Annotated in this window: 12 protein-coding genes, 1 tRNA gene and 1 rRNA gene; 11 read left to right on the top strand and 3 right to left on the bottom strand. The window is 71.7% G+C overall.

All coding sequences use genetic code 11. From position 1 onward, the window contains the following. Positions 1-8 precede the first annotated feature (8 nt). Both rrf and OTB16_RS36375 read left to right on the top strand, forming a co-directional pair. A 5S ribosomal RNA gene (gene rrf / locus OTB16_RS36380) occupies positions 9-125 on the top strand. Between the two features lie 5 nt (positions 126-130). Then, a tRNA-Thr gene (locus tag OTB16_RS36375) sits at positions 131-206 on the top strand. Between the two features lie 127 nt (positions 207-333). Here OTB16_RS36375 and OTB16_RS36370 read toward each other — a convergent pair. After that, complete coding sequence (locus OTB16_RS36370; protein WP_267726827.1) at positions 334-2919, bottom strand: SpoIIE family protein phosphatase; 2586 nt, start codon at positions 2917-2919, stop codon at positions 334-336. Positions 2920-3087: 168 nt separating this feature from the next. On the opposite strand from OTB16_RS36370, the gene OTB16_RS36365 reads away from it, so the two are divergent. The 9 genes from OTB16_RS36365 (at position 3088) to OTB16_RS36325 (ending at position 17589) form a co-directional block, all read left to right on the top strand. Continuing rightward, positions 3088-8613 (top strand): HAMP domain-containing protein, encoded by a 5526-nt coding sequence (locus tag OTB16_RS36365; RefSeq protein ID WP_267726825.1) that lies wholly within the window; start codon positions 3088-3090, stop codon positions 8611-8613. A gap of 274 nt (positions 8614-8887) precedes the next feature. Continuing rightward, on the top strand, positions 8888-9568 hold the full coding sequence (locus tag OTB16_RS36360) for a response regulator (protein WP_267726823.1): 681 nt from the start codon (positions 8888-8890) through the stop codon (positions 9566-9568). A 249-nt stretch (positions 9569-9817) separates the two neighbouring features. Continuing rightward, the gene (locus OTB16_RS36355) at positions 9818-12607 is read left to right on the top strand and encodes an FtsK/SpoIIIE family DNA translocase (protein WP_267726822.1); all 2790 of its coding nucleotides are present in this window, start codon (positions 9818-9820) and stop codon (positions 12605-12607) included. 223 nt (positions 12608-12830) lie between these two features. Beyond that, positions 12831-13727: a helix-turn-helix domain-containing protein gene (locus tag OTB16_RS36350; RefSeq protein ID WP_267726820.1), complete on the top strand. Its 897-nt coding sequence runs from the start codon at positions 12831-12833 to the stop codon at positions 13725-13727. A 124-nt stretch (positions 13728-13851) separates the two neighbouring features. Further along, positions 13852-15345 (top strand): 30S ribosomal protein S12 methylthiotransferase RimO, encoded by a 1494-nt coding sequence (rimO, locus tag OTB16_RS36345; RefSeq protein WP_267726818.1) that lies wholly within the window; start codon positions 13852-13854, stop codon positions 15343-15345. Then, positions 15342-15998 (top strand): CDP-diacylglycerol--glycerol-3-phosphate 3-phosphatidyltransferase, encoded by a 657-nt coding sequence (gene pgsA / locus OTB16_RS36340; RefSeq protein WP_267726816.1) that lies wholly within the window; start codon positions 15342-15344, stop codon positions 15996-15998. The genes rimO and pgsA overlap by 4 nt, the downstream gene beginning before the upstream one ends. 65 nt (positions 15999-16063) lie before the next feature. Beyond that, a complete protein-coding gene (locus OTB16_RS36335) occupies positions 16064-16573 on the top strand; it encodes a CinA family protein (RefSeq protein ID WP_267726814.1) in 510 nt (169 codons plus the stop codon). 109 nt (positions 16574-16682) lie between these two features. After that, a complete protein-coding gene (locus tag OTB16_RS36330) occupies positions 16683-17063 on the top strand; it encodes a helix-turn-helix domain-containing protein (protein ID WP_267726812.1) in 381 nt (126 codons plus the stop codon). A gap of 148 nt (positions 17064-17211) precedes the next feature. Continuing rightward, a complete protein-coding gene (locus OTB16_RS36325; RefSeq protein WP_267726810.1) occupies positions 17212-17589 on the top strand; it encodes a hypothetical protein in 378 nt (125 codons plus the stop codon). Here the strand turns inward: OTB16_RS36325 and OTB16_RS36320 are convergent. Both OTB16_RS36320 and OTB16_RS36315 read right to left on the bottom strand, forming a co-directional pair. Further along, positions 17537-18400 (bottom strand): SDR family NAD(P)-dependent oxidoreductase, encoded by an 864-nt coding sequence (locus tag OTB16_RS36320; protein WP_267726808.1) that lies wholly within the window; start codon positions 18398-18400, stop codon positions 17537-17539. The two genes, OTB16_RS36325 and OTB16_RS36320, sit on opposite strands and share 53 nt — an antisense overlap. Beyond that, complete coding sequence (locus OTB16_RS36315; protein ID WP_267726806.1) at positions 18401-19204, bottom strand: Fpg/Nei family DNA glycosylase; 804 nt, start codon at positions 19202-19204, stop codon at positions 18401-18403. Positions 19205-19379 lie beyond the last annotated feature (175 nt).

The following is a 19379-nucleotide window of genomic DNA, read 5'->3' as shown; positions in this document are numbered from 1 at the left end:
CATAGTGTTTCGGTGGTCATAGCGTTAGGGAAACGCCCGGTTACATTTCGAACCCGGAAGCTAAGCCTTTCAGCGCCGATGGTACTGCAGGGGGGACCCTGTGGGAGAGTAGGACGCCGCCGAACAACCCGCCCTTTTAGCTCAGTCGGTAGAGCGTCTCCATGGTAAGGAGAAGGTCAACGGTTCGATTCCGTTAAAGGGCTCCAACAAAGAAGGCCCCCACCATTTGGTGGGGGCCTTCTTGCGTTCCCGGCCCCCTCGGCCAGAGGGCACCGGTCGGCCGCAGCCCGTTCGTGCGGAGACCATACGAACGGGCTGCTCAAGGTTGTGCGGTTATTCGCCCTCGCGCGGCTGGGGGACGCGGAGGGCCAGGATGGCCATGTCGTCCGAGGCGGGCTCGGCCGCGAAGCGTTCCACCGCGCGCAGGACGCGGGAGGCCACCGCGCCGGCGGTGAGGCCCGTGCAGGTGGTGAGGACTTCCGCCAGGCCGTCGTCGCCGAGCATGCGGGTGCCCTCACGGCGTTCCGTCACACCGTCCGTGACGCAGAGCAGGACGTCCCCCGGGTCGAGGACGAGGGTCTCCTCGTACAGCTCGAGGTCCTCGATCACGCCCAGCAGCGGCTGGGGCTCGGCCGCCGGGATGACCTCGCCGTTCGGTCGCAGCCGCAGGGGGAGCGGATGGCCGGCGCAGACGACCTTCATGAGGGCGCCACCGTCGGGCTGGGGGTGCAGCTCGCCGTACAGGAGGGTCAGGAAGCGGCTGCGGGCGCCCTCGTCGAGGATCGCCGCGTTCAGCCGCTCCAGGACCGCCGGGGCGCCGAGGCCCTCGCGGGCCAGGAGGCGCAGGGCGTGCCGGGCCAGGCCGGTGACGGCCGCGGCTTCCGGGCCGGTGCCGCAGACGTCGCCGATGGCGAAGCCGTACGCGCCGTCGCGGATCGGGAAGACGTCGTAGAAGTCGCCGCCCACGTCGTTGCCCTCGCCGGCCGCACGGTAGATGACCTCCACCTCCATACCGGGGATGGCGGGGGAGTCCGGCGGCAGCAGGCTGCGCTGGAGGGCGCGGCTGATCGCGGTGCGCTCGGAGTACAGGCGGGCGTTGTCCAGGGCCAGGGCTGCCCGGCGGGAGAGGTCCTCGGCGAGTTCGAGGATCTCCTGGCGGAAGTGCTCCTCGGACGGCTTGCCGAGCGTCAGCAGGCCGATCACACGGTTGCGGGCCAGGAGGGGGAGGACGACGGTCTCCCCGCCGACCGCGAGAGCCGTCTCGGGCCACGGACGGGCGCCGGCCTCGCGGACCGGCTCCGGCGGGCTGACCCGGGAGAGGAGCTCCTTCAGGCCGTCGATGCGCTCCTCGTCCTCGTGGAGGACGTAGGAGAGGAACGGGTCCGAGGACTGGTCGGCGATCGTGTAGACGGCACACCAGGTGGCGAGCGTCGGGACGGTCATCTGGGCCATGAGGGCCAGCGTCTGGTCCCGGTCCAGGGTGCCGGCCAGCAGGTCGGAGGCCTCGACGAGGAAGGAGAGGGAGCCGCGGCGCAGGCGTTCCAGCTCGCCGAGCCGGGCGGACTCCACGGCCAGCGCGATGCGGTCGGCGGCGAACTGGAGGCGCAGGGCCTCCTCGTTGGAGTAGCGGCCCGGTACCTCCGCGGCGACGCCGAGGGAGCCGGTGAGACGGCCCTCGACCTTGAGCGGGACGGTGATGACCGAGCGCATGCCGGTGGACTCCAGCAGCGGGACGGCCCCCGGTACGGCCAGCAGGTCGTCGTGGACGGCGGGCATCCGTGCCGAGCCGTACCGGTTGGTGCCGGCCTCGACCGGGACGCGGGCGAAGCGCTGACGGGTGGAGGGCAGACCGGTGGTGGCGCGGACCTCGAGTTCGGTCTCGTCGTCGGTGGCCAGCAGCAGGAAGGCGGAGTCGGCGTCCAGGAGGTCGCGGGCCCGCTCGACGGTGCGCTGGAGCAGCCCGTCGAGGTCGTCGGGGGCGGGGGAGCCGATGAACACCTCGAAGGGGTCCGCGGGGCGGGGCTCGGTGAGGTGGCCGCTGTCGACGCCCGGGATCCGCGTGGGGGTCTGGAGGAGCGCGCGCTCGTCGTCGTGGACGAGGAGGCAGACGATGGACGGCTCGCCGTGGGCGTCGCGGACCCGCAGGTGGGAGGCGTAGACGGGGATGACGCGTCCGTCGGCGCCGCGGATGCCGTAGCTGCCCTCCCAGCGGGACAGGCGCAGGGCCTCGGCGATGCCGGTACCGGTGCCGGGGGTCTGCGGCCAGGCGGCGAGCTCCGCGAGCGGGCGGCCGACGGCCTTCTCCGCGGGATGGCCGAAGATGTGCTCGGCGTCCTCGTTCCAGGCGGAGACGGTGTCGTCGGCGTCGATCTGGAGGACGGCGACGCGGACCCGGCTGTCGGCGAGCGGGAGCAGCTGGTCGGGGATGACGGGGCCCGCGGAGCGGGTACCGACCGGCCGGTCTGGCAGGTCGATACGGAACCACACGTGCTTGTGCGTGGCCGTGTACTCGACGCCCCAGCGGGTGGCCAGCGCGGCGCAGAGCATCAGCCCGCGGCCGTTCTCGCGGTCGGGGTCGGCGTAAGGGCGCTCACCGGGGTGCTGGAGCGGCAGCTCGCGCTCCGGGTAGCGGTCGGCGACCTCGACCCGTACGCCGTCCTCCGCGCGCAGGCACAGGACCTCGGCGCGGGTTCCGGCGTGGACCACGGCGTTGGTGACGAGCTCGCTCGTGAGGACCACGGCGTCGTCGACGACATCCGCGAAGCCCCAGCCCTGCAGGGTGTCGCGGACGAACGCTCGGGCAGCGGCGACCGAACGCCCGAGGGGGTCGAAACTGGCAGCCGCCCGTGCCGTGATCACGAGTCTCCTTCGACGCGGTTGGACATCGGGTGCCAGGTTACTTACCTTCGCGGTCGGCATGGTGCCGTCGTCGGGGAATCCACCCGCAGGGTACGGCCGGTGTGCGATGGTGCCGGAGTGTTATGGCCGGGTTCGGCCAGGGTGAAACACTGGGCAGGCTTGGAGGGCCGGCTCGCGAGGAGTCCGGTATCCGGTGGAACAGTGGTCGACCCTTTCGGGAGGGACACGGTGGAGTCTGGCGCAGCGGTGCGGCGTACGGGAACGCGGCCGAAGGGCGGTCGTTCCCGGCGCAGTGGCACGACGGAGGTCGATACCGCCGCCCTGAACCGGCTGCTCACGGCCCTGGTGTCGATGCGGGACGGGAACTTCCGCAAGCGGCTGACGGTGTCCGGCGACGGAGTGATGGCGGAGATCGCCGCCGTCTACAACGAGGTGGCCGACCGTAACCTGCACCTGACCGGGGAACTGTCCCGCGTCAGGCGGATGGTGGGCCGTGAGGGCAAGCTGAGCGAACGGCTGGAAACAGGTGCCTGCGAGGGCTCCTGGGCGGCCGCGATCGATGCCTCGAACCAGCTGGTGGACGACCTCGCCCGCCCGGTGTCCGAGGTGGGCCGGGTGCTGTCCGCGGTCGCCGAGGGCGACCTGGACCAGCGCATGGACCTGCGGACGCAGGCCGCCGAGGGGGCCGGGCATCCGCTGCGCGGGGAGTTCCTGAAGGTCGGCCGTACGGTCAACAACCTGGTCGACCAGCTGTCCGCGTTCACCGACGAGGTGACGCGCGTGGCGCTGGAGGTCGGTACCGAGGGCAAGCTCGGCGGGCAGGCCCAGGTGCGCGGGATGTCGGGTTCCTGGAAGGACCTGACCGATTCCGTCAACACGATGGCGTACCGGCTCACCGCCCAGGTGCGTGACATTGCTCTCGTCACGACGGCGGTGGCGAAGGGCGATCTGTCGCGCAAGGTCACCGTGCACGTGGCCGGTGAGATGCTCCAGCTGAAGAACACCGTGAACACGATGGTGGACCAGCTGTCGTCCTTCTCCTCCGAGGTGACGCGCGTCGCCCGTGAGGTGGGTACGGAGGGCGAGCTGGGCGGCCAGGCGAAGGTGCCGGGCGTCGCGGGCGTATGGAAGGACCTGACCGACTCGGTCAACACCATGGCCGGGAACCTGACGGCCCAGGTGCGCGGGATCGCGCAGGTGACGACGGCGGTCGCGAACGGCGACCTGTCGCAGAAGGTGCGGGTGAGCGCGCGCGGCGAGGTGGCGCAGCTGGCCGAAACGATCAACCAGATGACCGAGACGCTGCGCACGTTCGCCGACGAGGTCACCCGCGTGGCCAGCGAGGTCGGGGCGAAGGGCCTGCTCGGCGGGCAGGCGCAGGTACCGGGGGCGGCGGGGACGTGGAAGGACCTCACCGACTCGGTGAACACGGTCTTCCGCAACCTCACCACGCAGGTGCGGGACATCGCGCAGGTGACGACGGCGGTGGCCAACGGCGATCTGTCGCAGAAGGTCACCGTCAATGTGGCCGGCGAGATGCTGGAGCTGAAGAACACCGTCAACACGATGGTCGACCAGCTCCAGTCCTTCGGCGCGGAGGTCACGCGGGTGGCCCGCGAGGTCGGTGTCGAGGGCGAGCTCGGCGGCCAGGCGCAGGTGCCCGGGGCGGCCGGCACGTGGAAGGACCTCACCGACTCGGTGAACACCGCCTTCCGCAACCTCACCGGCCAGGTGCGCAACATCGCGCAGGTGACGACGGCGGTGGCCAACGGCGACCTGTCGCAGAAGGTCACCGTGGACGTGTCCGGCGAGATGCTCCAGCTGAAGAACACCGTGAACACGATGGTCGACCAGCTGTCGTCGTTCGCCGACCAGGTCACGCGGATGGCCCGGGACGTGGGTACGGAGGGCCGCCTCGGCGGCCAGGCCCGGGTGGAGGGGGTCTCCGGTACCTGGAAGGAGCTGACCGACTCGGTCAACTTCATGGCCGGGAACCTGACCTCGCAGGTCCGCCAGATCGCCCAGGTGACCACGGCGGTGGCGCGCGGTGACCTGTCGCAGAAGATCGACGTGGACGCCCGGGGCGAGATCCTGGAGCTGAAGAACACGATCAACACGATGGTCGACCAGCTCTCGGCCTTCGCGGAGCAGGTGACCCGCGTCGCCCGGGACGTGGGTACGGAGGGCCGCCTCGGCGGCCAGGCGCAGGTGCCCGGGGTGGCCGGCGTGTGGCGGGACCTGACGGACTCGGTGAACGGCATGGCCGGGAATCTGACCTCGCAGGTCCGCAACATCGCCCAGGTCGCCACGGCGGTGGCGCGCGGTGACCTGTCGCAGAAGATCGACGTGGACGCCCGGGGCGAGATCCTGGAGCTGAAGAACACCCTGAACACGATGGTCGACCAGCTGTCGAACTTCGCGGAGCAGGTGACCCGGGTGGCCCGGGAGGTCGGCACCGAGGGCATCCTCGGCGGGCAGGCGGAGGTCAAGGGCGTCTCCGGCACCTGGAAGGACCTCACCCAGTCCGTCAACTTCATGGCCAACAACCTGACCTCGCAGGTCCGCAACATCGCCGAGGTGACCACGGCGGTCGCCATGGGAGACCTGTCGAAGAAGATCACCGTCGACGCGAAGGGCGAGATCCTCGAGCTGGTCACCACCGTGAACACGATGGTGGACCAGCTGTCCTCGTTCGCCGAGCAGGTGACCAGGGTGGCCCGCGAGGTGGGCACCGAGGGCATCCTCGGCGGCCAGGCCAGGGTGCGCGGGGTCACCGGCATCTGGAAGGACCTCAGCGACAACGTCAACACCATGGCCGGGAACCTGACGGCCCAGGTGCGCGGGATCGCGCAGGTCTCGGCGGCGGTCGCCAACGGCGACCTGACGAAGAAGGTCACCGTCGAGGCGCGGGGTGAGGTCGCCCAGCTCGCGGACACCGTGAACACGATGGTGAAGACCCTGTCGTCGTTCGCGGACGAGGTCACGCGCGTGGCCCGAGAGGTGGGCACGGAGGGCCGCCTGGGCGGCCAGGCGCACGTGCCGGGCGTCTCGGGGACCTGGAAGGACCTCACCGACTCGGTGAACTTCATGGCCTCCAACCTCACCGGTCAGGTGCGGCAGATCGCCATGGTCACGACCGCCATCGCCAAGGGCGACATGACCAAGAAGATCGACATCGACGCCCGGGGCGAGATCCTGGAGCTCAAGACGACCATCAACACGATGGTCGACCAGCTGTCCTCCTTCGCCGACCAGGTCACCCGGGTCGCCCGCGAGGTGGGCACGGAGGGCATCCTCGGCGGCCAGGCCCGGGTCCGGGACGTCGACGGCACGTGGCGGGACCTCACCGAGTCCGTGAACGAGATGGCCGGCAACCTCACCCGGCAGGTCCGTGCCATCGCGGCGGTGGCCACCGCGGTGACCCGCGGCGACCTCAGCCTGAAGGTCGACGTGGACGCGGCGGGGGAGATCCAGGTCCTCCAGGACAACATCAACACGATGATCGTCAACCTGCGCGACACCACCTTGGCCAACAAGGAGCAGGACTGGCTCAAGGGCAACCTCGCCCGGATCTCGGCCCTGATGCAGGGGCGCCGGGAGCTGGACGACGTGGCCAAGCTGATCATGAGCGAGCTCACCCCGGTGGTCTCGGCGCAGCACGGCGCCTTCTTCCTGGCGCTGCCGGCCGGCGGGACCACCCAGATCGGGACGGAGGGGGGCGCGGACGGTTCGTACGAGCTGCGGATGCGCGGGAGTTACGCGTACGCCGGGGGTCAGATGCCGATCTCGTTCCGGCCGGGGGAGGGGCTGATCGGGACCGTCGCCGAAGAGAAGCGGACGATCCTCGTCGAGAACACCCCGCCCGGCTACCTGCGGATCTCCTCGGGGCTGGGCGAGGCGCCGCCGGCGCACGTGATCGTGCTGCCCGTGCTCTTCGAGGGGAAGGTGCTCGGCGTCATCGAGCTGGCCTCCTTCACGCCGTTCACGCAGATCCAGAAGGACTTCCTCAGCCAGATCGCCGAGATGATCGGCACCAGCGTCAACACCATCAGCGTCAACTCCAAGACGGAGATGCTGCTCAAGCAGTCGCAGGAGATGACGGAGCAGCTGCGCGAGCGCTCCGACGAACTGGAGAACCGGCAGAAGGCCCTCCAGGCCGCCAACGCGGAGCTGGAGGAGAAGGCCGAGCTGCTGGCCCAGCAGAACCGGGACATCGAGGTGAAGAACACCGAGATCGAGGAGGCCCGGCAGGTCCTGGAGGAGCGGGCCGAGCAGCTCGCGGTCTCGATGCGCTACAAGAGCGAGTTCCTGGCGAACATGTCGCACGAGCTGCGGACCCCGCTCAACTCGCTGCTGATCCTGGCCAAGCTGCTCGCCGACAACGCCGAGGAGAACCTGTCGCCGAAGCAGGTCGAGTTCGCCGAGACCATCCACGGCGCCGGTTCGGACCTGTTGCAGCTGATCAACGACATCCTGGACCTGTCGAAGGTCGAGGCGGGCAAGATGGACGTCTCGCCGACGCGGATCGCGCTGGTCCAGCTCGTCGACTACGTGGAGGCCACCTTCCGGCCGCTGACCGCGGAGAAGGGGCTCGACTTCTCGGTGCGGGTCTCCCCGGAGCTGCCCGCCACCCTGCACACCGACGAGCAGCGGCTGCTGCAGGTGCTGCGCAACCTGCTGTCGAACGCGGTGAAGTTCACCGACACCGGGGCGGTGGAGCTGGTGATCCGGCCCGCCGGGGCCGACGTTCCCACGGCGATCCGGGAACAGCTGCTGGAAGCCGGATCGCTGAGGGAGGCGGACGGGGACCTGATCGCCTTCTCGGTGACGGACACCGGGATCGGGATCGCGGCGAGCAAGATGCTGGTGATCTTCGAAGCGTTCAAGCAGGCCGACGGGACCACCAGCCGCAAGTACGGCGGCACGGGCCTCGGGCTGTCCATCAGCCGGGAGATCGCCCGGCTGCTGGGCGGCGAGGTCTACGCCGCGAGCGAGCCGGGCCGCGGGTCCACCTTCACGCTGTACCTGCCGCTGCACCCGAGCGAGCTTCCCCCGCAGGGATACGCACCGCCCGCGCCCGGCGGCGCGCGCGGCGAGCTGTACCGCAGGCCGGCGGACGAGCCGCGGCCCGCGCTGCCGCCGGTCGCCGCGGCGCCCGCGGCTCCGGTGCGGGCCCAGCCGGTACGGGCCTCCCTGCCGACCGGTGAGCAGGCGGGGCAGGGCGGCGGTCCGGCCGCGCTGTTCCGGCGGCGGCGCAAGCCGCTGAGTGACCAGGAGCCGCGTACGGCGGTGCCGGGGCAGCCCAGCGCGGTGGGCGCCGAGGCCGGCTGGGGCGATGCGGAGGACGAGCTTCCGGTGGTGCCCCGGACGTACGACTTCCGCGGCGAGCAGGTGCTCATCGTGGACGACGACGTACGCAACGTCTTCGCGCTGACCAGCGTGCTGGAGCAGCACGGGCTGTCCGTGCTGTACGCGGAGAACGGGCGGGAGGGCATCGAGGTCCTGGAGCAGCACGACGACGTGACGGTCGTGCTGATGGACATCATGATGCCGGAGATGGACGGGTACGCGACGACGTCGGCGATCCGGCGGATGCCGCAGTTCGCGGGGCTGCCGATCATCGCGCTGACGGCGAAGGCGATGAAGGGCGACCGGGAGAAGGCGATCGACTCCGGTGCCTCCGACTACGTCACCAAGCCCGTCGACCCCGACTACCTGTTGTCGGTGATGGAGCAGTGGATGCGGGGAAAGTGACCGCGCGGCGGGCATACGGACGGGCAGGGCCGCCGCGGTGCGGCCGCACGGGTGTGGGAGGCGGGCGGGCGGGGAACCTTCTGGTCTCCCACCGCGTTTCCGCTTCGTGCACAGTGACATCTTGGTGACAGGGTGTGGCGATCTCGGGACTGGGGCTACGATGACCGGCACAAGGACGGACGGCGCAAGGATGCCTTCCTCTGGGGCGGGGCCCGGCGCACAGGCCGGGGCCTGGAGCCGGGGAGGCCCCATGCCGGGGCGAGGAGGACAGGGCATGGTGCAGAAGGCCAAGATCCTCCTGGTCGACGACCGGCCGGAGAATCTGCTGGCGCTGGAGGCCATCCTCTCCGCGCTCGATCAGACACTGGTCCGGGCGTCGTCGGGGGAGGAAGCGCTCAAAGCGCTGCTGACGGACGATTTCGCGGTCATCCTGCTGGATGTGCAGATGCCGGGGATGGACGGATTCGAGACGGCCGCGCACATCAAGCGGCGGGAGCGGACCCGGGACATCCCGATCATCTTCCTCACCGCGATCAACCACGGTCCGCACCACACGTTCCGCGGGTACGCGGCGGGTGCGGTCGACTACATCTCCAAGCCCTTCGACCCGTGGGTGCTGCGGGCCAAGGTCTCGGTCTTCGTGGAGCTGTACACGAAGAACTGCCAACTGCGTGAGCAGGCGGCCCTGCTGCGGCTCCAGCTGGAGGGCGGCAGCTCCGACGGCGTGGACGCCGGCAAGGAGACGGCCGGACTGCTGGCCGAGCTCTCCGCGCGGCTCGCGGCGGTCGAGGAGCAGGCGGAGGCGCTGACCAAGCAGCTCGGCGAGGACTCGGCCGACGCCGGGGTGGTCGCGACCGCCGCCCACCTGGAGCGCAAACTGACCGGACTGCGGCGGGCGCTCGACGCGCTGGAGCCCGGTACCGGCGGCGGCGCGATGCTGCCCGTCCAGGGCTGAGCCGGACGACCGGCCCCACCGCCACGCACCGGCCCCACCACCACGCACCGCCCGCGCAACCACGCACCGGCCGGAGCCGACGGGACCCCGGCGTCCGGGCCCCGCTCCGCGAAGAGGCCCGGCCGGGGAGCGTCCTGGGCGGGCGTCAGGTCTGGCGGAGTGTCAAAGCACCGGTGGGGCGGGCGACACGAACGGGTGAAGGGGTGGGCACGCGTGTCCACCGGCGTGCGCACCGGTAACCTCGGCCCCATGGCCTCAAGTACGTCCGGTAAGGGTTCCCCGAGCACCGCGGGCACCGCGAAGGGCCGCACCGGCCGTACGACGGCGCCGGCGAAGAAGGCGGCTCCCGCGCGCAGACCTCCCGCGAAGAAGGCCGCGGCGGCCCGGCGCGCACCGGTCAAGAAGGTCGCGGCCAAGCCCGCGCCCTCACCGACCGGGGGTGTGGTGCGGCTGGTGCGCGCCGTCTGGCTGGGCTGCGCGCACGCGGTCGGCGCGGTCTTCCGCGGCATCGGCCAGGGTGCCAAGAACCTGGATCCGGCCCACCGCAAGGACGGCCTGGCGCTGCTGCTCCTCGCCCTCGCGCTGATCGTCGCCGCCGGAACCTGGTCGAACCTGAGCGGTCCCGTCGGGGACCTGGTCACGATGCTGGTCACCGGGGCCTTCGGCCGGCTCGACCTGCTCGTACCGATCCTGCTCGGGGTCATGGCGGTGCGCTTCATCCGGCACCCCGAGCAGGCCGACGCCAACGGCCGGATCGGCATCGGACTCTCCGCCCTCGCCATCGGTGTCCTGGGCCTGGTCCACATCGCCTGCGGAGCGCCCGGCCGGGACGAGGGCACCACCGCCATGCAGGACGCGGGCGGGCTGATCGGGTGGGGCGCCTCCAAGCCGCTGATCTTCACCATGGGCGCGCCGCTGGCCGTGCCGATGCTGGTGCTGCTGACGGTCTTCGGACTGCTGGTGGTCACCGCGACCCCGGTCAACGCCATCCCGCAGCGGCTGCGGCGGCTCGGCATCCGGCTCGGGATCATCGCGCCGAACGAGTACGACGAGGGCTACGGGGACCACGAGGCCGGCCCGGCCCCCGGCGACCGGCACGATCCGGAGCGGTGGCGGGCCCGCGGCGGCGCCGACGCGCAGTCCGGCGACCCGGCGGACGTCGCCGAGGAGGAGGCGCTCACCCGGCGCCGCCGCCCGCGGCGGAGTTCGGCCCGGCCGGCCATGAACCGCGAGATGGACGCCGTCGACGTGGCCGCCGCGGCCGCCGCCGCCCTGGACGGCGCGGTGTACGGCGGGCTGCCGCCGTCCCCGCTCGTCGCCGACCTGACCCAGGGGATCACCCCCGAGCGGGAGGGCGCGGAGCCCACCGCCCCGGTGCCGCCGGCGCGCGCGGAGCGGCCCGTACCGGCGCCGCCCGCGACCCCTCCCGCGGCGCCGCCCGCCGAGGAGCCGCACGACACCACCGCCGCGGTGTCCGGGACGCTGGCGGTGCCCGACCTGACCAAGACCGCGCCGGAGAGCCAGCCGCTGCCGCCGCGCGCCGAGCAGCTCCAGCTGCGCGGGGACATCACGTACTCGCTGCCGTCGCTCGACCTGCTGGAGCGCGGCGGCCCCGGCAAGACGCGCAGCGCCGCCAACGACGCCGTGGTCGACTCGCTGACGAACGTCTTCACCGAGTTCAAGGTCGACGCGAAGGTCACCGGCTTCACCCGGGGACCGACGGTCACCCGCTACGAGGTGACCCTCGGCGCGGCCGTGAAGGTCGAGCGGATCACGGCGCTGGCGAAGAACATCGCCTACGCGGTGGCGTCCCCGGACGTCCGGATCATCAGCCCGATCCCCGGCAAGTCCGCGGTCGGCATCGAGATCCCGAACACCGACCGCGAGATGGTCAACCTCGGCGACGTCCTGCGACTGGCGGACGCGGCCGAGGACGACCACCCGATGCTCGTCGCGCTCGGCAAGGACGTCGAGGGCGGCTACGTCATGGCCAACCTCGCCAAGATGCCGCACGTGCTGGTGGCCGGCGCCACCGGCTCCGGAAAGTCCTCCTGCATCAACTGCCTGATCACCTCCGTGATGGTCCGGGCCACCCCGGAGGACGTCCGGATGGTGCTGGTGGACCCCAAGCGCGTCGAGCTGACGGCGTACGAGGGCATTCCGCACCTGATCACGCCGATCATCACCAACCCCAAGCGGGCCGCCGAGGCGCTCCAGTGGGTCGTGCGCGAGATGGACCTGCGCTACGACGACCTGGCCGCCTTCGGCTACCGGCACATCGACGACTTCAACCAGGCCATCCGGGACGGCAAGATCAAACTGCCGCCGGGCAGCGAGCGGGAGCTGAGCCCGTACCCGTACCTGCTGGTGATCGTCGACGAGCTCGCCGACCTGATGATGGTGGCCCCGCGCGACGTCGAGGACTCCATCGTCCGGATCACCCAGCTGGCCCGCGCGGCCGGCATCCACCTGGTGCTCGCCACCCAGCGGCCCTCGGTCGACGTGGTCACCGGCCTGATCAAGGCGAACGTGCCCTCGCGGCTCGCCTTCGCCACCTCCTCCCTCGCCGACAGCCGGGTCATCCTCGACCAGCCGGGCGCCGAGAAGCTGATCGGCAAGGGCGACGGGCTGTTCCTGCCGATGGGGGCCAACAAGCCGGTCCGCCTCCAGGGCGCCTTCGTCACCGAGGACGAGATCGCCGGGATCGTCCAGCACTGCAAGGACCAGATGGCCCCCGTCTTCCGGGACGACGTCACGGTCGGGCAGAAGCAGAAGAAGGACATCGACGAGGACATCGGCGACGACCTCGACCTGCTGTGCCAGGCGGCGGAGCTCGTGGTCACCACCCAGTTCGGCTCCACCTCGATGCTCCAGCGCAAGCTGCGGGTGGGCTTCGCGAAGGCCGGCCGGCTCATGGACCTGATGGAATCGCGCGGGATCGTCGGCCCGAGCGAGGGCTCCAAGGCCCGTGACGTGCTGCTCAAGGCGGACGAGCTGGACGGACTGCTCGCCGTCATCCGCGGGGAGGCTCACCCGTAAGGGATCGGCGAGCAACCGTTTCCCCCGGGCGCGCGTCAAGTTGAACGGAGGTGGTGGCACCGCGCGCACGGCCACGTGCACGGCGCAGGGCCACCGCGCCGGAAACGGATCTTGCTTCGCCATTCGGATGGCGTAGGAAGTGCACCCTCCGGTTGCTCCACCCTTTCGTCACCCCCCTAGACTGGACATCCAGCAGGTGGCTACACGCTCGAAAGGCGCCCTCGTGTCCATCGGCAACGCCAACTCCCCCGAAGATGAGCGTCCTTCGACCGACGACCGGTCCGAGGACCGCATCGTCGAACGCTCCGTCGAAGGACCGTCCATCGGGACGGCCCTCAAGAAGGCCCGGATCGCCGCCGGGCTCACCGTCGACGAGGTCAGCTCCACCACCCGCGTGCGCATCCCGATCGTGCACGCGATCGAAGAGGACGACTTCACCCGCTGCGGCGGCGACGTATACGCCCGCGGTCACATCCGTACGCTCGCCCGCGCCGTCAACCTCGATCCGGAACCACTGATCGAGAGCTACGGCGGCCGGCCGGCCCCCACCCCCGCCGCGCCGATGTTCGAAGCCGAGCGCATCCGCCCCGAGAGGCAGCGGCCCAACTGGACCGCCGCCATGGTCGCCGCCATCGTCGCCGTGATCGGCTTCGTCGGCTTCACCGCCTTCGGCGGCGACGACGAGAAGGCGAAGCAGCCGGTGGCGGAAGGTTCCGCCGCCCCGCAGCCCGCCCCCAAGCAGTCCGGCGGCAAGCAGCCGGCGTCCCAGTCCCCGCAAGCCCCCCAGAGCCCGAAGGCGCCCAAGCCGGAGCCTTCGGACAGTGCCATCGCCGCCGCGCCCAAGGACCTCGTCACGGTCGTCCTGACGGCGGACACGGGCGAGAGCTGGATCTCCGCGAAGGACCACAGCGGCCGGCTCCTCTTCGACGGAACCCTCACGCAGGGTGAGTCCAAGACGTTCACCGACAAGGAGTCCGTCGACCTCGTGCTCGGCGACGCCGGGGCCGTGAAGCTCTTCGTGAACGGCAAGGAGATCAAAGACGACTTCCAGCCCGGCCAGGTGGAACGTCTCACCTACACCAAGGAAGACCCCCTCCAGGGTCAGCCGCAGGCGGGCTGACCAGGGCCGCCCCCGGGCGGAACGCCCGATTCGAGATCCCCGGAGTGCTGCGCCGCACTCCGGGGATCTTGTCGTGGGGGGACGTGGGCGGGGGCCGCCGCCGGGACGAAGTAGTCTTGAGTCCATGCCCGAACGCCGTACCGTCGCCCTTGTCACTCTTGGCTGCGCCCGTAACGAGGTGGACTCGGAGGAGCTCGCAGGCCGCTTGGCGGCGGATGGCTGGGAGCTCGTCGAGGACGCCGCGAACGCGGACGTAGCCGTCGTCAACACCTGCGGCTTCGTCGAAGCCGCCAAGAAGGACTCCGTAGACGCCCTGCTGGAAGCCAACGACCTCAAGGACCAGGGCAGGACGCAGGCCGTCGTCGCGGTCGGCTGCATGGCCGAGCGCTACGGCAAGGAACTCGCCGAAGCGCTCCCCGAGGCGGACGGCGTGCTCGGCTTCGACGACTACGCCGACATCTCCGACCGCCTGCAGACCATTCTCAACGGCGGCATCCACGCCTCCCACACCCCGCGCGACCGGCGCAAGCTGCTGCCGATCAGCCCCGCGGAGCGCCAGGACACCGCGGTCGCGCTCCCCGGCCACGCCCAGGAGCCGGCTCCCGCGCCGGCAGACCTCCCCGACGGCCTCGCGCCCGCCTCCGGCCCGCGCGCGCCCCTGCGCCGCCGTCTGGACAAGAGCCCCGTGGCCTCGGTCAAGCTGGCCTCCGGCTGCGACCGGCGCTGCTCCTTCTGCGCCATCCCGTCCTTCCGCGGCTCCTTCATCTCCCGCCGCCCCAGCGACGTGCTGGGCGAGACCCGCTGGCTCGCCGAGCAGGGCGTCAAGGAGATCATGCTGGTCTCCGAGAACAACACCTCGTACGGCAAGGACCTCGGCGACATCCGCCTGCTGGAGACCCTGCTGCCCGAGCTCGCCGAGGTGGACGGCATCGAGCGCGTCCGCGTCAGCTACCTCCAGCCCGCCGAGATGCGGCCCGGCCTGATCGACGTACTGACCTCGACCCCCAAGGTCGTCCCGTACTTCGACCTGTCCTTCCAGCACTCGGCCCCCGACGTGCTGCGCGCCATGCGCCGCTTCGGTGACACCGACCGGTTCCTGGAACTGCTGGACACCATCCGCACCAAGGCCCCGCAGGCCGGCGTCCGGTCCAACTTCATCGTCGGTTTCCCCGGCGAGAAGGAGTCGGACTTCGCCGAGCTGGAGCGTTTCCTCACCCACGCGCGGCTCGACGCCATCGGTGTCTTCGGCTACTCCGACGAGGACGGCACCGAGGCCGTCACGTACGAGAACAAGCTCGACGCCGAGACCATCGCCGAGCGCCTCGCCCACATGCAGCGCCTCGCCGAGGAGCTCACCTCGCAGCGCGCGGAGGAGCGGATCGGGGAGACCCTGGAGGTACTCGTCGAGACGGTCGTGCCGCTCGACGAGGCGGAGGAGGGCGAGGGCGCCTACGGACGCGCCGCCCACCAGGCTCCCGAGACCGACGGGCAGGTCGTCTTCACGGACGGCGCCGGCCTGGTCCCCGGGCGCATCGTCACGGCGAAGGTGGTCGGCACGCTGGGCGTGGACCTGGTGGCCGAGCCCTTGGGCCTGGAGTTCGAGGAGGCGGCCGGATGACCGGAGTCCCGGCACCTGCGGCGGGCGGGACCGGCCGCCGGCCCGTCCCCGGCGCACAGCTCGGGACCACGGCCGTCAATCAGGCCAGCCTGTGGAACATCGCCAACATCCTGACGATGGTCCGGCTCGTACTGGTGCCGGGATTCGTCCTGCTCCTGCTCGCCGACGGGGGCTACGACCCCGTCTGGCGGGCCTGGGCATGGGCGGCCTTCGCCGTCGCCATGATCACGGACATCTTCGACGGACACCTGGCCCGCACGTACAACCTGGTCACGGACTTCGGCCAGATCGCCGACCCGATCGCCGACAAGGCGATCATGGGGTCCGCGCTGATCTGCCTCTCCTGGCTCGGCGACCTGCCCTGGTGGGTGACCGGGGTGATCCTCGGGCGGGAACTCGGGATCACGCTGCTGCGCTTCTGGGTGATCCGGCACGGAGTGATTCCGGCCAGCCGGGGCGGCAAGATGAAGACCCTGGCCCAGGGCACGGCGGTGGGCATGTACGTCCTGGCGCTGACCGGACCGCTGGCGACCCTGCGCTTCTGGGCGATGGCGCTCGCCGTCGTGCTGACCGTCGTCACCGGTTTGGATTACATCCGCCAGGCCCTCGTACTGCGCCGCAGGGGAATCGCCGCGGAGCGGGCCGCGCGGTGACGCACGCGGCGGGGGCGCTTCCCCCTCTGGCGGACGGTGCGGCCCGAGGGGCCGCGGGGGCGGGTGTGGCCGCAGTGGCCGCGGAAGTGCTGCGGCTGCTGGCGGAGAGTGACGAGACCCTCGCCGTGGCCGAATCGCTGACCGGCGGCATGGTCGCGTCCGAACTCACGGCCGTCCCGGGCGCCTCCCGGTCCTTCCGCGGCTCCGTGACGGCGTACGCCACGGAGCTCAAGCACCGCGTCCTGGGCGTGGACGCCGGGCTGCTCGAGGCCGAGGGCGCGGTGAACGCGCAGGTCGCCGAGGAGATGGCGGCCGGGGTGCGGCGGGTCATGGGCGCGTCGTGGGGAATCGCGACCACCGGGGTGGCCGGTCCGGACCCGCAGGACGGTCAGCCGGTGGGCACCGTCTTCGTCTCCGTTTCGGGTCCGGAGGGCGGGAAAACGGCCCGGCTGTGGTTGAACGGCTCCCGTACGGAAATTCGTAGGGAGAGTGCGCGCACAGTACTCGAACTTCTCTCAAGCCAACTCCGCGAGAATGCGCGGAGGCAGGATACGGAACGGAACGGGGGGATTTGATGTTTGCAGCCCTGAGTGAACACGACATCGCTCCCCGCACGGCCGCGGCGCGAGGCGGTACGGTGGGGCGTGAAGGATGCGGCTACACGGTCAGAGGAGGGAGCCACCGATGATTCTGCTCCGTCGCCTGCTGGGTGACGTGCTGCGTCGGCAGCGCCAGCGCCAGGGCCGTACTCTGCGCGAAGTCTCCTCGTCGGCCCGAGTTTCGCTCGGTTATCTCTCCGAGGTGGAGCGGGGGCAGAAGGAGGCATCCTCCGAGTTGCTCTCCGCGATCTGCGACGCGTTGGACGTACGGATGTCCGAGCTGATGCGCGAAGTCAGCGACGAACTGTCGCTTGCCGAGCTGGCACAGTCGGCCGCGGCAAGCGAACCGGTGAAGGTACCGGTCCGCCCGATGCTCAATTCGGTCTCCATGACCTCGGTCACGGCCGGACCGGAGCGGGTGACCATCAAGGCGCCCGCGGAAGCGGTGAATGTCGTAGCCGCGTGAGCGAGCACGTGAGCGTGTGAGTGTGGCCGGAGCCCCGGCCGGTGCCTTGAGCGCCGGCCGGGGCTCTGTGCCGTTCTGGGTGCGGGGGTGAGGGGGGTGCGGGAGGATGGGGCCGTCCGGGTCCGTCCCCGGTCCCTGGGAGGTAGCCGTGCGGCGTTCGCTGCGCATACCCGTGGCTCCGGCCCTCGCGCTGACGGTGGGCGCCCTGTGGTGGTGGGCCGTGCTGCGGCTCGTCCTCGCACCCGCGGAGGCGGGGACCGTGGAGGGCGCGGTGGCCGTGGGCGGCTGGGGCCTGGGGCTGCTGCCGGTGCACTGCGTGCCGGGTCCCGTACGGAAGGCACGGCGGGCGGCCGCTGAGGCGGCCGCGGTCGCTGTGGCGGGTGCGACCCGGATGAACGGCGTCGCGGGGATGGCCGGCGCGGCGCAGGCGGCCCGTGCGGGCGAGGCGGGGGCCGGGGGCGGCGACGGCTGGGCTACCACGGCATCGCGACTCCGCCGTTCGGGCGAAGGATCTGGCCCGTCATGAAGGATGAGGCGTCCGAGGCCAGGTAGAGCACGGCCTGGGCGATGTCCTCGGGCTCGCCGACCCGCCGCAGCGGGGACATCCGGATCATCATCGCCTCGGTCCGCTCCTGGACCTCGGGGCCGTGGCGGCCGGTCATCGGCGTGCGGATCCAGCCGGGGGCGACGGCGTTGACGCGGATGCCGTGCGGGCCGGCCTCGGTGGCGAGGGTCTTGGTCAGCTGGACGACCGCGGCCTTGGCTGCGCTGTAGCAGAGCAGGCCGGGCTGGGCGGCGTCCACGGCGCCGGAGGCCATGGTGACGATCGAGCCGGGGCGGCCCGCGGCGATCATGGAGCGGGCGGCCTCCTGGCAGGTGCGCAGGACACCCTTGAAATTGACGTCCAGGATCCGGTCGAGGTCCTCGTCAGCCGTCTCCAGGACGCTGCTGGTGTGCATGATCCCGGCTATCGCGGCGGCGATGTCGAGGGGGCCGGCCGCGGTGACGGCGGCGCGGAGGGCGGCCCGGTCGGTGACGTCGAGGGGGTGGACGGTGGCGGCGCCGCCGGCCGCGGCGACGAGCGCGGCGGTCTCGGCGAGGCCGGTCTCGTCGCGGTCGGCGCAGTGCACGTGCGCGCCCGCTCCGGCGAGGGCGAGGGCGGTGGCGCGGCCGATGCCGCCGGCGGCGCCGGTGATCAGGGCGGTGCGGCCGGTGAGGTCGTGGGGGGAGGGCGGGGTGGGCGTGGGTGTGGGCGTGGGTGTGGCTGTGGGGGATGCGGGTGCGGGCGCGGGTGTGGGCATGCCGGGACCGTACGACCGAATCTGACGGGGCGTCAACTAAGGAGTGGGTCCGGTCTGGCAGCGGGGGCACCAGTACGTGGGGCGGCCGTCCTGCTCGGCTTCGCGGACGGGGGCGCCGCAGCGCAGGCAGGGGCGGCGGGCACGGCCGTACACGAAGAGGTCGGGGCCGGGGCGGCCGATGCCCGTGGTGTTGCGGCGGCCGCGCGCCCTGTCGCCGATGTTCGCGGCGAGGAGGCGCTGGGCGGCGGAGGCGATGCGGGGCAGGGTCGCAGGGGGGTCGGGGAGCGCGCCGACGGGGGTCCAGGGGGTCGCCTGGGCCAGGAAGCAGAGCTCGGACTTGTAGATGTTGCCGATCCCGGCGAGGTTGCGCTGGTCGAGGAGGGCCTCGCCGAGCGGGCGGTCGGGAACCGCGAGGAGGTTCGCCGCCGCCCGGTCGGGGTCCCAGTCCGGGCCGAGGAGATCGGGGCCGAGGTGCCCCACGGCTTGGTCCTCGTCGGCGGTCCGGATCAGCTCCAGGACGGGGAGGCGGTAGCCGACGGCGGTGTGCTCGGCGGTGCCGAGGACCGCGCGGACCTCGTAGTCGGGGCCGCCGCGCCAGCGGGCACCCGCGGGGAAGACGTGCCAGGCGCCGTCCATGCGGAGGTGGCTGTGGAGGGTGAGGCCACCCTCGAACCGGGCGAGGAGGTGCTTGCCGCGGGGGGTGACGTCGAGCGTGGTGCGGCCGGTGAGGTCGGCGGTGGCGAAGCGGGGGACGCGCAGGTCGCTGCGGGTGAGGGGGCGGCCCGCGAGGGCCGCGTGGAGGCGGGCGGCTGCGCGGTGGACGCTGTCTCCTTCGGGCATGCGGACATTGTCGCGCGGCGGCGGGCCCCGTGCCGGTGGCGCGGTTCCGTTGTGGGGTGCGGGGTGTGGGGTGCGGGGTGGGGAGGCGGCGGCCGGCCGGTGGGGGGCGACTGGCGGGGGCCGACTGGGGCCGGCGGGCGGCGCGGCGGCCGTGCCCAGGGTGGTTCTCCGTCCG

The sequence above is a fragment of the Streptomyces antarcticus genome, assembly GCF_026627255.1.
GTDB classification, from domain to species: Bacteria; Actinomycetota; Actinomycetes; order Streptomycetales; family Streptomycetaceae; genus Streptomyces; species Streptomyces antarcticus.
Note: the sequence above shows the minus strand (reverse complement) of the source record. Positions and strands in the feature narration are given on the sequence as shown.